This is a genomic window from Thioalkalivibrio sp. ALJ3, assembly GCF_000377205.1.
Taxonomy (GTDB): Bacteria; Pseudomonadota; Gammaproteobacteria; order Ectothiorhodospirales; family Ectothiorhodospiraceae; genus Thioalkalivibrio.
This window is the reverse complement of the sequence record NZ_KB897905.1, coordinates 722441-738030: the sequence shown is the minus strand read 5'-3', so window position 1 is coordinate 738030 and position 15590 is coordinate 722441. Positions and strand designations below refer to the sequence as shown.

At 64.9% G+C, this 15590-nt stretch carries 13 protein-coding genes; 5 read left to right on the top strand and 8 right to left on the bottom strand.

Features of this window, described 5'->3' with window-relative positions; translation table 11 throughout:
- Positions 1-75 precede the first annotated feature (75 nt).
- Positions 76-1191 carry a sugar-transfer associated ATP-grasp domain-containing protein gene (locus tag C935_RS0103505; protein ID WP_026278618.1) on the bottom strand — a complete coding sequence of 372 codons (1116 nt, stop codon included), beginning with the start codon at positions 1189-1191 and terminating at the stop codon, positions 76-78.
- A 448-nt stretch (positions 1192-1639) separates the two neighbouring features.
- On the opposite strand from C935_RS0103505, the gene C935_RS0103500 reads away from it, so the two are divergent.
- Both C935_RS0103500 and C935_RS0103495 read left to right on the top strand, forming a co-directional pair.
- Positions 1640-2215 carry an N-acetyltransferase gene (locus C935_RS0103500; RefSeq protein ID WP_018861128.1) on the top strand — a complete coding sequence of 192 codons (576 nt, stop codon included), beginning with the start codon at positions 1640-1642 and terminating at the stop codon, positions 2213-2215.
- Positions 2212-3291, top strand: a complete 1080-nt coding sequence (locus C935_RS0103495; RefSeq protein ID WP_018861127.1) for an ATP-grasp domain-containing protein — start codon at positions 2212-2214, stop codon at positions 3289-3291. Before C935_RS0103500 ends, C935_RS0103495 begins: the two co-directional genes overlap by 4 nt.
- A gap of 19 nt (positions 3292-3310) precedes the next feature.
- Here the strand turns inward: C935_RS0103495 and C935_RS0103490 are convergent, their stop codons facing one another.
- Genes C935_RS0103490 through wecB form a run of 6 tightly spaced genes read right to left on the bottom strand, consistent with a single transcriptional unit; the run spans position 3311 to position 9739 of the window.
- Entirely contained in the window at positions 3311-4432 is a 1122-nt protein-coding gene (locus C935_RS0103490) for a sugar-transfer associated ATP-grasp domain-containing protein (protein WP_018861126.1), read from the bottom strand.
- A 39-nt stretch (positions 4433-4471) separates the two neighbouring features.
- Complete coding sequence (locus tag C935_RS0103485; RefSeq protein ID WP_018861125.1) at positions 4472-5590, bottom strand: sugar-transfer associated ATP-grasp domain-containing protein; 1119 nt, start codon at positions 5588-5590, stop codon at positions 4472-4474.
- Entirely contained in the window at positions 5587-6585 is a 999-nt protein-coding gene (locus C935_RS0103480) for a GNAT family N-acetyltransferase (protein ID WP_018861124.1), read from the bottom strand. The genes C935_RS0103485 and C935_RS0103480 overlap by 4 nt, the downstream gene beginning before the upstream one ends.
- Positions 6582-7577, bottom strand: coding sequence for a polysaccharide deacetylase family protein (locus tag C935_RS0103475; RefSeq protein ID WP_018861123.1), 996 nt, complete (start codon positions 7575-7577; stop codon positions 6582-6584). The genes C935_RS0103480 and C935_RS0103475 overlap by 4 nt, the downstream gene beginning before the upstream one ends.
- Before the next feature lie 13 nt (positions 7578-7590).
- Positions 7591-8538 (bottom strand): polysaccharide deacetylase family protein, encoded by a 948-nt coding sequence (locus C935_RS0103470; RefSeq protein WP_018861122.1) that lies wholly within the window; start codon positions 8536-8538, stop codon positions 7591-7593.
- Positions 8539-8596: 58 nt separating this feature from the next.
- Entirely contained in the window at positions 8597-9739 is a 1143-nt protein-coding gene (gene wecB / locus C935_RS0103465; protein WP_018861121.1) for a non-hydrolyzing UDP-N-acetylglucosamine 2-epimerase, read from the bottom strand.
- Between the two features lie 500 nt (positions 9740-10239).
- Here wecB and tviB point away from each other — a divergent pair, with 500 nt between their 5' ends.
- The gene (tviB, locus tag C935_RS0103460; RefSeq protein ID WP_018861120.1) at positions 10240-11529 is read left to right on the top strand and encodes a Vi polysaccharide biosynthesis UDP-N-acetylglucosamine C-6 dehydrogenase TviB; all 1290 of its coding nucleotides are present in this window, start codon (positions 10240-10242) and stop codon (positions 11527-11529) included.
- A 21-nt stretch (positions 11530-11550) separates the two neighbouring features.
- On the opposite strand, the gene C935_RS0103455 is transcribed toward tviB, so the two are convergent.
- Positions 11551-12933, bottom strand: a complete 1383-nt coding sequence (locus C935_RS0103455) for a hypothetical protein (RefSeq protein WP_018861119.1) — start codon at positions 12931-12933, stop codon at positions 11551-11553.
- Between the two features lie 133 nt (positions 12934-13066).
- Here C935_RS0103455 and C935_RS0103450 point away from each other — a divergent pair, with 133 nt between their 5' ends.
- Entirely contained in the window at positions 13067-14527 is a 1461-nt protein-coding gene (locus C935_RS0103450) for a VanZ family protein (RefSeq protein WP_026278616.1), read from the top strand.
- Complete coding sequence (locus tag C935_RS0103445; protein WP_018861117.1) at positions 14508-15248, top strand: class I SAM-dependent methyltransferase; 741 nt, start codon at positions 14508-14510, stop codon at positions 15246-15248. The genes C935_RS0103450 and C935_RS0103445 overlap by 20 nt, the downstream gene beginning before the upstream one ends.
- The last annotated feature ends 342 nt before the right edge of the window (positions 15249-15590 follow it).

The following is a 15590-nucleotide window of genomic DNA, read 5'->3' as shown; positions in this document are numbered from 1 at the left end:
TCCGCGAGAGCCACCGGTGGCCCTGGAGGCGGTTTCGCCGATTCGCGTAATGAGTTGACACCATAGTCATGGCGGTTAATGCAGCTGCGAAGACGAAGGGGGACACGAGAAGCCAGCGGTTTCCAGGTAGTGCTTGTCCGCCAGCAGGGCCTGCCGGATGCGCTGAATGCCATCACCGAACCCGACATGCTGAAAACGCTCGTTCACCTCGATCAGGACCGGGCCGTTCGGGGTCAGGGCCACGTCCCAGCCGGCGGTCCGGATCGGCAGCAGGTCCCTCGCGGCGGTCTTGACCAGTTGCAACACTTCCGGCCAGAACGGGACCTCGAAGCCTTCGATCAGGACGCCCGTCCGCGGGTGGTGGGTAACCCACTTGTACCCCAGCCCATTGGCATTGAACGTCCAGGCCTTCCCCAGCCTCCCATCGCCGAGCTGCGGCAGGGCCACTACATTGGCCGTGAAACGGCCCGTTCGCGGGTCGCTGATATTGTCGGTCACCGAGTCGCCGACGATCAGCCGGAAGTGACAGTCCAGCACCTCCGGTTCGCCTTCCGGGCTGACCCGGGTAAACAGCCTCAATGCCGAAATGGACCGAGTGCCGGTCAGTTCGGCGACCCGATCGTGGCACTGTAGGCGCCGCTCGAGGATGCGGTCCTCGCCATCATCGGCCAGAGCCGCCACGTCCCGGGCAAAGTCGGGTAGTACGATCCCTCCCCTTGCGCCCAAGCCCAGGGCGGTAATCCCGTATCCCTGACGCCCATGTCTGGGCTTGGCGAGAAACGATGCGGGCAACCGGCGCACGAAGGCCTCCCATTGTGCGGACGTGGAGAGAGGCTCCCCCCGGGCGTCGCGCGAACCATGGCGCGAAACGACGCCGAGCAGGTCGGGCACGGGCAAGTCATGGCTGCGACAGAAGTCGTGGAACATGAGCTTGTCACGACACATCGCCGCATGCGGCGAATTTACCGCGAGCTGGAGCCCGTGCAGGCGCTCCTCACTGACGTGCGCCAGGTGCTCGTTCACCGGCAGCCGCGGGTCCAGCAGCCCCCGGCAGAGCGATTCGCCAGGCAGAAAACGACCCGCCCCATACAACCGCAGCGCCCGCCAGGCGATGACCGGTGTTGACGAACCATAGTGGTCGGCGGCCGCCTGAAACTGGCCCCACACATCGGAGCGGCAAAAGTGCCGCACGATATGGTTGGAACGATAGAGCGCGGATGCCAGCAACCCCGAGACTTTACCCACGACACCCTCCACAGCATTCAAGCAACCATCCGCACGTTCCCAGTCTCGTGGATGCACGTGCTCCCCTTCATACGAGCCCATTTCAAGCGGCGCGACCGGCGCCAGGACACACCCGATCCGGACGTTTCAGATTAGCAGCTTGAAGCTGCACGAAAAGGGCTTTCGCGTACCAAAAAAACCGTACCGACAAGTGCAACAACGCGATATATGCTAGGGAAGCGCTGATTGATAATCGCTTGCTGAAGAATGATGGGCGTTTTGCCAGCACAAGCCCCATAGGTGATTGATTCAAAGGCCATCCTGAAACCGCGCCAGCGGGGTAGCATGCACAGAAATCCAGGACCGCTTTGTTCAGCACTCGCGTCGTCAGCGAAGCTCGCAATGGGGGAAGCGTGTGGCCACCGTCAATGTTTATAGTCCGCGTAGCCTTTTAAAGGAGGCCCTGCATCTGGGCCTGGGCGATTATCAGTACTGGAAGGTCTTTTATATCGACCTCCCGCAGCCCGAGGTCGAGATGCCCGCCGGTATCCGCGTCGAGCCGATCACCCCCGAGGACCTGGACGGCGTGGTGGATGAAGGCATGCTCCAACGCCGGGAGTTCGGAGGTGAAGGGGCCCAGGGCTTCGGCCTTTTTCGCGACAATGAACTGGTGGCGGTGCAGTGGTACTGGTGGGGCAAACGCTACGAGGCCGAACGCCAGGGGCGCAGCTGGAGGCTGCCCGAGGGCGCCGCGAAATCCACCGGGCTTTACACCCTGGCCCAGCATCGCGGGCAGGGATATGCAGCCCTGCTAAAACGACAAACCGCCTACCTGATGTCGCAACGCGGCTTCACCCGCTTGTACAGCCGCATTTGGCACAGCCACAAGAGTTCGATTCGGGTGAGCGAGAAAACCGGCTGGCGGATTGCCGGTTCCTACATCGAGATCTGCCCGTTCCGCCGACGCATCCAGCTTCGCCTGCCGGTATGACCGAAACCACCAGGCCGCAGCGCGTCGCGGTGCTCTCGGACGGTTCGCCGCTCGCCCTGAAGGTGCTGTACTGCCTGCAGCGAATGGGCACCGAGATCCACCTGCTGGAGCTCAAGTCCCCGGGGGCCGCACGTCACTCCCGGTACCGCGATCGCTACCAGCGCATGCCCCTGCCGGACACTCAGCCGGAAACCCTGGAAACCTTTGGCGGCCGCCTGCGCGACTACTGCACACGGCACCGTATCGACGGAATTGTCGGGGCCGACATCCTGGGAGCCGGCGTAGTCCACGCGCTCGCACCGCGCCTGCCGGGCGTGACGGCCTTTCCCTCCAGCAGCCTGGAGGTGCTGGGCATGCTGGACGACAAATGGGCCTTTCAGCGTTTCATGGAGACCCGCGGAATTCCGTGTCCAAAGGCGCTGCGCCTGGAAGGCCCCGAGGACCTGGAGCGCCTGCAGAATGCCGGGATGACATTCCCGCTGGTGGTCAAGCCGCTGTACGGCGAATCCAGTCATGGAATCCTTCAGGCGAAGCGGCTCGAGGATATCGAGGCGCACCTGGAGCGAGGTGGCCGGCATGCCCGCTTCCCGTTGGTGGTGCAGGAATATGCGCCCGGATTCGACGCGGACCTGAGCCTGCTGGCCCGGGATGGGGAGGTGGTCTGCCACCTCCTGCAATCGCGCCGGAATCCCTGTTCGCTGGAATTTTTCGCCGACGAGCGGCTGCTGGAGATCGGTCGCCGGATCGTTCGGGCGGCGCACTATACCGGCGTGGCGAATATCGACCTGCGCGTGGACGAATCGACCGGGGACGTTCGCGTACTCGAGTGCAACCCGCGCTTCTGGTACACCCTGCAGGCCTCGCTGTGGGCGGGGATCAACTTCGTCGAGGCGGGTTTTGCGCTGGCCGCGGGGGGCTCGTTTGTGCGCGCCTCCCCCGTGGCCGGCGCCTACCACCTGCACAGCCATCTAGTAAAACACCTGCTCTGGCAGCCCCGCCAGTGGCGCGGGATCGCTCCGTACAACCTGCGCGGCCTGTGGCAGGCGATGCGCGACCCACTGCCTTTCCTGCTCTAGCAAAACACGGAACGGGCAACTACCCGCGAAAGATCTGCTCCATCTCGCGCCTGAACCCGCGCTGATGCGCGATCTGGAGGCTGGCGAGCCCATAGGTCGTATTGCCCTCGAGGATTAACGGGCCCTCGGGCGTAATCGCGATGTCCCAGCCGATCGTCTTGACCTCGGGCAGGCTGCGCTGGGCCTGCAGCGCGAGTGCCTTGACCTCCTCCCACAGCGGCAGCGGAGTGCCCTCGATAGGCTCGCCGGTATCCGGGTGCTCGGTCACCGGCTGGATGACCGGCCACGCTGGACTGCGCGAGGTATATCCAAGAGACAACCGACCGCTGTCCATATCCACGGCAGCAACCATGTTTCCGTTGGCCGCCAGCCCGAAATTGTCGGTGTCTCCCTCACCCGCGGTCAGCTTGATCTCGGCACAGAACAGGCGGGCCTTCCCGTCACGCATGTAGGTCACGATCCGCACACAGCCCACGGCCGTGGGGGACATCAAGCCGCTGAGTTTGTCGTGGGGCTGGATGCGCGACTGGGCGATGAAACAGGTCTGGCTCTGGCTGGCACGCGCCCGTACGAAATAGAACAGGTCGCTCAGAGCCGTGAGCCGACCGCAGTAATGCCAACGATCATTCCGTCGAGTGGCGGAGAAGGCGCCATCCCCATACGCGCCGTCATCGGGCTTGATGAACAGGTCCTCCTCACCGGCCTGCAACACTTCCAGCCAGCGGCGGGCGCTTGTGACAACCGTCCCTGCCCCCTCGGGACTGCCCTCCGCGGGAGGGGTTTCATGGCCCGGGGGGATGATCGCCTGCACCGGCGGGGTTGGCAGCCCATGGCGCACGCAGTGAGCAAAAAACAGGCTCTTTCGACTCACGGTGCTTCGATGACGCTCCGCACTGATTGCACGGAAGTGATCGCCATACTCCTTGTCGTCGATCACATAGTCCTGCCAGTGCGAAGGGTCCACCGTGGCCAGACGGAAGAGCGAGTAATGACGCGGTCCGATACGATGCCGGAATCGGGCTTTGAGGACGCCGTGCATTCGAGTCGTGACGCGCGGGGCATCGGGAGTCGGCTGCGATACCGCCAGGTAGTAGCCCCTGGCACAGGTGTAGGCCTTGCGTAAGTGGCGCTTCAGGATCATTTCTTGATCACCTCTCGATCTTGATCGAGCGGGCGGATGTCACCCACGAAAGATCTGCTCCATTTCCCGCTTGAACCCGCGCTGATGGGCGATCTGGAGGATATCCAGCCCGTAGGTCGAGTTGCCTTCCAGGATCACGGGCCCGTCCGGGGTAATCGCGATGTCCCAGCCAACCGTCCTGACCTCGGGCAGGCTGCGCTGGGCCTGGAGCGCGAGCGCCTTGACCTCTTCCCACAGCGGCACCGGAGTGCCCTCGATAGGCTCGCCGGTATCTGGATGCTCGGTCACCGGTTGTATGACCGGCCAGGCAGGACTGCGCGAGGCATAGCCAACCGACATCCGACCACTGTCGATATCCACCGCCGCAACCACATTGCCGGTGGTTCCCAGCACGAAGTTGTCGATATCCCCCTCCCCCGCGGTCAGCTTGATCTCGGCGCGAAAGAAATGGACCTCGCCATCCTTCATGTAGGTCACGATCCGCACACAGCCCACGGCCGTGGGCGACATCAGGTGCCGGAGCCCGTGATGGACATGGATGCGCGACTGGGCGATATAGGGCCTGCGGCTCTGGTCGGCTCGCTCACGGACGAAATGGAACAGGTCGCTGAGCGTCGTGGTCCTGCCGCAGTATTCCCAGCGATCGCCCCGCCGAGTGGCAGAAAACGCCCCGTCGCCATACGACCCGTCATCGGTCTTGATGAACAGGTCATCGGTGCCATCGCCAAGGAACTCCAGCCAGTGCTGGACGGTTGGCGTGACCGGCCCGGAAACATCGAGACCATCCCCAGCCGACGTGGCCGCGCTCGTCGGGATAATGGCCCGCAACGTCGGGGTGGGCAGACCATGGCGCTGGCAATGTTCAAAAAACAGGCTCTTGTGGTTGAGGATGCGTCGGTACCGTTCGGCGCTGCACGCGCGAAAGTGGTCTCGGTAGGCTTCGTTGTCGATCACATAGTCGTCCCACTGCGCGGACTCGACCGCTGCCAGGCGGAAGAGCGAGTAATAACGCGGCCCGATACGATGCCGAAACCGGGCCTTGAGAACACCATGCAGCCGGGTTGTGACGCGCGGAGCGTCCGGGGTCGGTTGCGATACCGCCAGGTAGTAGCCCCTGGCACAGGTGTAGGCCTTGCGAAGGTGGCGCTTCAGGATCATTTCTTGATCACCTCCCGTTCGTGACCCGCGGGGCGGGCCGTCCCGCCGCGGCGCAGGAAACGCTTCAGCGACTGCTTGAACCCGAGCCGGGACAGGGCCGCGGAGACGGCGTCCGAGCCCAGCGTCGTGGCGGCATGGGCAAGACCCAGGGCGAGCGGGCGCGGGCGGCGCCGCAGGTAATAGATATCCGAACAGAGCTGGTGGCCCGAACCAAAAAGGGCCTTGTGCGGACTGTCGCCCGGGGCGAAATCGAAAAAGCGAAACCGGCCCTCGTGGAACAGGGATTCCAGCACCAGCCATTGCAGTACCGTGCCCGGCGACAGGGCGGCCACCTTCGGGTGGTAGCCCAGGTAGGCATAGAGCAGGGCCGAGTCCCGGGCCGGGCAATAGAGATAGGCCACCGGCTCGCCGTCCAGGAACAGGAGGTAGGCCCGCACCTGGTCGGCGGCAGCCAGCCGCGCGGCACGCTCGGCGAACGCGTCATCGTCCGGGAGGCCGGCGTTCAGCAGGCGCTCTTGGTAGGTCAGTCGCGAGACCTCGCGCGCCAGGCTGCGGAAGGTCTCGATCTCCTCCGGCGTGCGATAGGTGCGCCAGTCGATCGTGCCCCCGGAAGCATCGGCGAATTTGCGCACCTTGCGCCGCAGCGTCTGGCGGGACTTGGAGGAGAACTTCGCCTGATACGCCTCCCAGCCCATGTCCAGATCGATGTAGTGGCGCATGTACTGGCTGGGGACGTAGCGCAGATAGCCCTCCACCCATGACAGCCGTGGCAAGGGCGCCTCGACGGGCTGCGAGCGGGCCAGGTGGCCATCGGCAACCGCATCCCCGGCGTACGGGCCCTGGGCCGCCGGGCGCTGCAGGAAATGACGGCTGTCGACCGACATTCGCAGCGAGACGTCGCCCAGCGTGATCTCGCCGATGCGCAGGGCGAGACGGACCCGCTCGATCGGATAGCGGGCCACAGAATGTCCGGCCATTGGGTGGTCGGCTTTCATCCCCAGAACACCCGCTGACTGGTCCAGTTCTCCAGGGCACGCAGTGCTGCCTGGGCTGCGGGAACGGTGAGCATGGGGGTCGCCTCCCGAGGCGCCGGCGTGGCCAGCACATCGGCCATACAGGCAGGACTGAACCCCGGTTCCGTCTTCAGGAAGCGGCACAGTCGTTCCAGGCGGCGGCGAGTCAGCGGATTGATGCCGGGTGTCGGCTGGTCGTCCCGATAGCGCACAAACTCGAACGGGTGGGTGAGCACGACCACGTCGCTAAGACCCTGGCGTCGGGCCTGGAACAGCAACCTGCGCATCTCCGGCCAGGAGGTGCCGGTAATAGTGAGCGACTTCAGATGGGCCCGCGGCCCCCACTGGAAATCGGTGTAGGTGGTCACCGGGAACTCGAGCACCCCGTCGATCACATGGCAGCCGCCCCGCAACTGCAGCTCCGGCTCGGCCGGCGGATAGATCGCGAGCCCGATATTGGAGGCCCGGGGGAGCCCGGCCTGGCGCATGGCGGCGTAGACCTTCAGGTCGACCTTGAGCCCGCCGGTACGCAGCACACTTGGGGCATCCAGCCCCCAGCGGCGGAACGTCGCCCTTCCCTGTTCGATCAGGTCGGCCAGTTCCTCGACACTGCGCCGGGTGACATTGTCATTTGGCGGGTCGCTTTGCAGCCGCTGGGCCCAGTCCGGATGCCCGAAGTACGTCCAGCAGGGGTGCAGATGGAGCTGGACATCGTGCCCGCGGCCGGCGATCTCGTGGGCGATCTCACCCATGGGCTCGTCGCCGAAGTACGTCGTGTTCAGTGTCTCGACAAAGAAGGTGGCGCGAACCGCATACCGGTCGAGGGTGTCCAGCAGATAGCCAAGACCTTCCGAACGCCCGTCACGATGGCAGTAAACCGACGGCGGCCCGACCGGCCGGTGGGTTTGCGGCTCGCGAAAGGCCCCCGCGATGCTGAACTCGGTATCAACGGTCAAATGGACGCGGGTCGTCATCGTGTTCGCACCTTCAGTGGGCAGAGGCCAGATTGCGCGCCAGCCGCAGGCCAAAGCGCAGAGGCGTTCGGTCCCAGGGGGTAAAGCGCGGGAGCTGCAGCGGATCCGTGTCGCGGCCGGCAGCACCGGCCATGGTGGATACGGCGGCGTCGAACCCACTGGCACGCACCATCTCGACATGCTCCGGCGCATAGTCCTTTCCGGGGCGCCCGTTAGGGTAGGCAAACAACCGTACGGGACGTCCCACCAGGGCCTCGAGTTCGGCCTTGCCCTCCGCAATCTCCTGCCTTGCGGTCTCGGCATCGGTCTCGGCCAGAATCGGGTGCAGGACGGTGTGCCCGCCGATCCCCATGCCGGCATCGGCAAGCTCACGAACCTGGGCATCGGTCATCATCAGGTCGCTGGGGGGCGTTATACCGAAACGGGCACCCAACGCCTCGGCGCGGCGGCTGCGTTCGGCCAACGGCCGATACTTGAGGGCCCCGATCAGGGCGTGGATCGTGGCGCGGCGCTGCGCCACGGATTCCAGTGAACGCGTGCCCAGCCCCTCCGGGGTCAGGTCCACTGCCATGGAGGGTATCTGGCGAACCGTTTCGATCAGCATGTCGTTGAACATGCAGCCGCCATTCAGATAGCCGGTGGCGATAAAGACCGTCGCCGGCACCCCCTCCTCGCGCAGGATCGGCAGCGCGATCTCCGCGTTGTCGGCATAACCGTCGTCGAAAGTAACCGCAACGGCCCGAGCCGGGAGCCGGCCTTCCTGCAGACGCTCGATGGCCTCGTCCAGCGGCAGCGGGTTCATCTCCCTCGCCAGCAGGCGCATCTGCCAGCGAAAGGTCTCGGCCACCGGGTCTTCCGGTCGTAGCGGGTCGGGGTCCGCCAGCACGCGATGATAGGCGAGGATCGTCAGGCGTGCGCGCCAGCCTTGCGGCGACAGCATGGACAACGGTACTCGCAGCATGCGCTCACGATCTCCTGAACCCTCTGGGGGCGTCGGTCGGAGGGCGCGAACGTACCGGTCAGGATTTTCTTGCGTGATTCAGCCAGTCAGCCACGACGGCCACGATGCGTTCTGCGGCATTGCCGTCCCAATACTCCGGGATGCGCCCCTGTTTGCCCCCATGGTCCATGACCTCGCGGAAAGACTCCATCAGTCGTTGCGGATCATTGCCTACTAAAATATTGGTACCTTCATCGATCGTGATTGGCCGTTCGGTGTTCTCGCGCAGGGTGATGCAGGGCACCCCGAGGGCGGTGGTTTCCTCCTGCATACCCCCGGAATCGGTGAGCACGACTCGGGCATCTTTCATCAACCCCAGCATCTCCAGATAGCCGGCCGGCGGCAGCACGGCGATCGGCGCCTCGCGCAGGGCAGACTCCAGTCCGAAGCCCTGCAAACGGGCCTGGGTTCGAGGGTGTAACGGGAAAACCAGGGGAAGCTCCCGGGCGATGGCCACCAGGCTGTCGACCAGACGCTTCATCACCGGCGCATGGTCGACATTGGAGGGGCGATGCAGGGTCAGCACCCCGTAAGCCCGGTCGTCGGAGAACGCATCGGTCTCCACCTCGGCCGACCGCAGCGTCTCCTGCCACGGCACGGCACGCTCCAGGTTGTAGAGCTGGGTATCGATCATCACGTTGCCGACAAAGTGGACCCGGCCGGGGTCGATGCCCTCGCGTACCAGGTTGTCGCGGGCATGGCGCTCGGTGATGAACAGCAGATCGGAGATCTGGTCGGTGAGCACCCGGTTCACCTCCTCCGGCATGCTGCGATCGAAGCTGCGCAACCCCGCCTCCACATGGATCACCCCGACCCCCTTCTTGGCCGCCACCAGGGCACAGGCGATCGTGGAATTCACATCGCCCACCACAAGGATGGCCCGGGGCTGCACGCGGTCCAGCACGCCCTCGAAACGCATCATCACCTCGGCCGTTTGCACGGCATGCGAACAGGAGCCCACCTCGAGATTGATATCCGGTCGGGGAATCTGCAGATCGGTGAAAAACCGCTCGTTCATCGCCGGGTCGTAGTGCTGCCCCGTGTGCACGAGTTGCGCCGGTATCCCGGCCTGCTGCAGGGCCCGCATCACCGGGCCGATCTTCATGAAGTTGGGGCGCGCCCCGACGACGCACAGGATGTCGCATTGCGAATCGGTTGGCATAAGAGATCCCGTTAAGGAAACACTAATCAATGTACGCGCTCGAGTCGCTTTTGCGTGCGAACAAGGCGCGGCGACTGCCGTGCAGTCATTCTGCACAAGGGAGCCGCAACGCCGTTCCCACGCAAAAGCGGCCGAGCCCCTTGGGGTTGGTACCCCAGGTTCCCCGATCCTGCGTTGCGCCGCTTGTGGGTAGAACCACTACCCGCTGCACGACGCGCCTTGCCTCCGAAAACCTGGGGTACCAACGCGAGTGTGTACATTGATTAGTGTTTCCTTAAAGCCCCGAAACGCCGGTTTGGCTGGGGCATTAGCGCTCAATGTAGTTCGAATTGAGGGAAATGGGCATAGGACGAAAGGACGAAATTTGTCCAGATTTTTCATCATTGTCCCGCCATCCATGTTGTGCCTAAGCTCGCACTACGCTGGCTGCCCGGGTGTAAAGGAAACCGACCCGGCAAGACGCCCGTTACTCAACCCGCTGCACGGAAGAGCCTTCACTCATGCATGCACTCCCCTCATCGGAAGAGATTCGCCTCGGGGTTATCGGACTGGGCTATGTCGGCCTGCCCCTGGCGGTCGAGTTCGGCCGGGTCTGGCCTACCCTGGGATTCGATATCCAGCCCAACCGCATCCAGGAACTGAAAAACGGTATCGACCGCACCCGCGAGGTCGAACCGGAAGATCTCGCCGCCGCGTCGCACCTGGACTACACCACGGAGCTCGAGGCACTGCGCCCGTGCAATGTCTATGTGGTGACGGTACCGACACCAATCGACGCCCACCGGCGACCCGACCTGCGCCCCCTGCTCGGGGCCACCCATACCGTGGGACAGGTGCTCAAGCGCGGCGACGTGGTGATCTACGAGTCAACGGTCTATCCGGGGGCAACGGAAGAAGACTGCGTCCCGATCCTGGAACAGGAATCCGGGCTGACCCACAACGAGGACTTCTTCACCGGCTACAGTCCCGAACGGATCAACCCCGGGGACAAGACGCACCGGGTCACCTCCATCAAGAAGGTCACCTCGGGGTCGCTGCCGGAGGTGGCGGACTTCGTCGATGCCCTGTATGCGCGCGTCATCACGGCCGGTACGCACAAGGCCGAGAGCATCCGTGTCGCCGAGGCGGCCAAGGTGATCGAAAACACCCAGCGTGACGTGAACATCGCCCTGATCAACGAGCTGGCGCTGCTGTTCGAGCGCCTGGGACTCGACACCGAGGCGGTCCTGCAGGCCGCCGGGACCAAGTGGAATTTCCTGCCGTTCCGGCCCGGGCTAGTCGGCGGGCACTGCATCGGGGTGGACCCGTACTACCTGACGCACAAGGCCCAGGCCGTCGGACACCACCCGGAGATGATTCTGGCCGGGCGCCGCGTGAACGACGCGATGGGGGCCCACATCGCGGACGCGACCATCCGTGCGCTGGTGCGCAAGGGGATCAATCCGGTGGGGGCGCGCATCCTGTTGATGGGCCTGACCTTCAAGGAGAACTGCCCGGACCTGCGCAATACGCGCGTGATGGACATCTACCATACGCTGCACGGATACAACACCGAGGTCGTGGTGTTCGATCCCTGGGTCGACCCGGAGGAGGCCGAGCACGAATACGGCATCACTCCGATCACCTCGGCCCCCGAGGCGGACTCGTTCGACGCCATCATCGTGGCGGTGCCACATCAGGCGTTCCTGGACATGGGGGTGGAAGCGATCCGTGCGCTCGCACACCCGCAAGCGGTGCTGTTCGACGTGAAATCGGCCTTCCCGCGGGAGGCCACCGACCTGCGCCTGTGACGAGCTCCAGGCGGCAGGGCTTCAATCGAGAGCCTCAGGGCCGATCCCTTCGCGCCGCCCCGGGTTGGACTCGCGATCGCCTGCATAGGCCCCGTAGCGGGGGGAGGCGCGATCGCGGCCGTTGTAATCGCGATCCAGACCGGGAGGAACCGGACTTTGGAACTCGGGAAGGCCCTTGTACCCCAGCACCCCCTCAAGCGGGAACAGGTCGAGTTCCGCGAGCGCCGCGTGCGGCTGCGCCAGGTAGGCCGAAGCCCGTTCGAAGCCGGCCTCGTGGTTGATTTCCGTATGCGCCGTGCGGGCGGCATCAATCGCCGGGTCCGCGAAGACCGCATTGCCGGCAATGATCTGTTCATAGCGCCGATCGCCCGGGATCAGCCGTATCCCGAATCCCTGCGCCACCACGGTGTTGTGGACGATCAGGACATCCTTCGGGATGTGGTTGTGTGGCTGCACGATCAGGGCACTACCGGCGTCGTTGAAAAACAGGTTGTTGTACAGGGCCAGGCGGCCTTCGCCCTGAAAGAGGCGCTGGTGGGGGTTCTGGTAGAAGAGGTTGCCGTAGATCCAGTACCAGTCGTGCTGGCCCGGCCCCTCGGGCGGGAAATGCCCCACCAGCAGGTTGGGACGCGCACGATGGCCGCTGCTCGCGCGCTCCGCCTTGCTGAACACGTTGTGGCGGATGATGGTGGCATGGGGCTCGGTCGGCATCCCCGCGCGCGGAGTTCGCGAACGCTGGTGCTTGATCTGCACGTTGTAGCCGAGCGTTCGGGCAAAGAAGTTGTGCTCGATCAGGCCCGCGACAAACGGCCCCGTCCCGTCCGGACGACCGAGATACATGCCGGTGCCGACATCGCGAACGTCATTGTGACGGATGGTCCAGTTCCAGGCAGGCGCGCGGGTGGTGATACCACTGTTGCCCTGCGAACGGTCATAGCCGCGGATGGTCAGGTGCTCCAGCGTGATGTCGTGGGCGTATTCACTGTCGTGCTCGACCACGACTCCGGCGATGTTGTGCCCGCCTCCCTCCAGGGTCAGGTGCCGGATCACAAGGTGCGCGGTATTGATCAGACGAATGGTATTGCTGCCCGAACGGCCGCGGAGGATGGCCGGATCCCCGGAATCCGGGCCGGTGATCACGATCGGCCGCTCGGCCGTCCCGCTAATGCCCCGCAGCACCAACGGCTCGGGGTATTCACCCGGGGCGAGCTGAAGGTGGTCACCCGGGCGCAATTGGCGCACTGCGCGGCGCAACCCCTCGGGATCGGTATGCAGGACACGGGTGGCAGCAGCGGGCGGCTCCGAGGCCCCGCCTGGACGGGGCGCATCGGCGCTCAGCGGTACCGTGGTCACCAGCAGCACGCCCGCCAGCACCCATACCCAGAACGCAAGCGAGAGGACCATTGACCACCGCACCATCATCAACGCACTCCTCACCCCGACCCCGTGATGCGAGGCGGTTCCGTGTCTGTTGGCGGGGCCATACTCCGGTATACGCCCCCTTGTCAGGTTAGACCATGCGCCAGCGCAGGAAACCATGATGCACACGCGCGAACCACTGGCCTTTCGGACCTGTGTCATCGGGGCATGGCTGTCGCTCGGTTTTGCCCTTTATCTCACCCTGCTGCCGTTCGAGTTCGGCGAGGTGAGCCTGGAGGAGGCGTGGTCGCTCTACCGCGACATGAGCCTGCAGGGACCCGGCACGAGCGGGCGCGCCCAGTTCATGGCCAATGTCATGATGTTCATGCCGCTGGGCTTTTTCTGGATGGCCTGGCTCACCCATGGCCGCGATGGCCCCGTCTGGCGACTGGGGGCCCTGGCGCTGGTCGCGCTTGTCGGGCTGGCAACCACGGCAACGGTGGAGTTTCTTCAGGTCTGGCTGCCCTATCGCCATCCGGCCGGGGCGGACATCGCAGGCAACTTTCTCGGTGCGGTCGTCGGGGCCCTGATGTGGTGGGGGCTTCGCCGGCCGATGCTCAACTGGCGGAGCCAGTTGGCGAACCCCGGTCGAACCACCGCAATCGCGGTCCTGATCGCCTACGCAATCCTGTACGTCGTGATTGGCCTGGCCCCGTTCGACCTGGTGCTGTCCACCGCCGAGTGGAGCCAGCGTCTCGGCTCCAGCGCATGGGGCCTGTGGGTCGCTGACGGGGCTTGTACATCCGGTCTTCGCTGTATCTCCGAACTGGGCCTGACACTTGCGGCCAGTGTGCCGGTCGGGATTCTGCTCGCGTACGGACTAAGGCGGCTGCCGTACGCGAACTGGGCCCTGCTGCTGACCCTCGCCGCGCTGCTGGCCACCCTGCTGGAAGCCCTGAATCTCGCCACGCTGTCGGGGATTGCGGAGGGTCGTTCGGCAGTACTGCGGGGTACCGGATTCATCGTGGGGATGCTCCTGTACGCATACCTTTCACCTCGGCAGGCCATGCACGCCCTGCGTCGCACCGCACTCCCGCTGCTGGTCATTGCGGCCCCGCTGTACGGGGCGGCACTGCTCGCCCTGAACCATGACCTGGGTCCCTACCACTGGGACCGGGACGCCGTAGCGGCACAATGGGATCAACTCAATCTCTGGCCGTTCTATTACCACTACTTCGTCGGCGAGACGGTCGCGATGCGCAGCGCGGCACTGCATGTGGCCATGTATCTGCCGCTGGGCGCACTGATATGGCTGGCGCAGATCCGACGCCCACTGGATGCCCGCCGGCTGCAATGGCTCGCGGCACTGGGCGCGCTGCTCGTGGCACTTCTGGTGGAAGGGGGCAAGCTGCTGGTCGTGGGGCTGCGGCCCGACCCGGCCAGCCTGGTGCTGGCCCCCGCGGCCGCCTGGACCATGGCGGCAATACTGCACTTCATGACACACATCACCATCGAACCCGCTGCCACGGGTCGGCGTCGGGTCCAGCCATCCGCCTCGGCGCCGGGCCTGGCAGCGCGGTCTACAGTCAACACCGAACGATCACAGCGGGAACAACAACGTGACGAACTCCAGTTTTGAGCAGCGCTGGCGCCAGCGTTTTACCCAGCGCGGCAGCCAGTGCGACGACGACGCGTCAATCGCGGGCTGGACGCCCACCGGGCTGGCCAGTCGGGTACGCCAGTTCCAGGCGCTCTGGCAACAGGCCCGACCCGCGGGCGCGCACTGGCTGGATATCGGCTGTGGGGCCGGCACCTATACGCGGCTGCTCCACACCGAGGGCCGCAGCCCGGTCGGGCTGGACTACTCCGCCCCCTCGCTGCACAAGGCCCGGCAGCGCAGCCCCACCGCGATCGACTGGCTCGCGGCGGATGTTCACCGCCTGCCGTTCGCCGATGGCGAGTTTGATGGCGTGCTCTGCTTCGGGGTGATGCAGGCGCTGGCCGACTCTCGCCCGGCCCTCGCGGAGATGCGCCGGGTCCTGCGCCCCAGCGGCGAGATCTGGGTCGATGCACTGAACGCCAGGACATGGCCCACCGTGTTGCAGGAGCGCCGGCGGATCAGGGCCGGGAAGGCACCGCATCTGCGATACGAGACCCGCGACTCCCTGCAGGCGGCAGCACGTGCGGTCGGCCTGCAGCCGGCGTCATGTTACTGGCTGCCCCTGGTCCCGGGACGGCTGCGCTGGCTCCAGGAGCCCATGGAGAGTCGCTGGGCCAAGGCCCTGTGGAGAACATCACCGTGGCTCGCGGAACGGTTGTGCCATTCGTTCATCCTGCGTGCGCGAAGGGAGCCGGTGTAAAGAGTTGTGACACCGCCGCACAGGCCCCTCCCGTACCGGCACACCCTCACCGCCGAAGTGTCAGTGTGCTTTACATTTCCTTCGAGCCGTAGACCTTCGTGGGCTCCCTGGTATTAGAAAAAGCCTTCCAAACAGTGGATTACACCGCTGCTGATTTGGGGTATAGATATTGCTCTGTGTTTTGGTTGTCGTCGCGAATGCGTGCGGCATACACAAATTCAGCGACCGAATGCGAAATCCCGGGTGACCCGGACTAGGATCAAGCCAAGAGGCCTGGACTGCCCGCGTCTCCCTTGACGCGATACCACTCCAACCAAGGCCCGGTCCCGATAATTCTGGAGG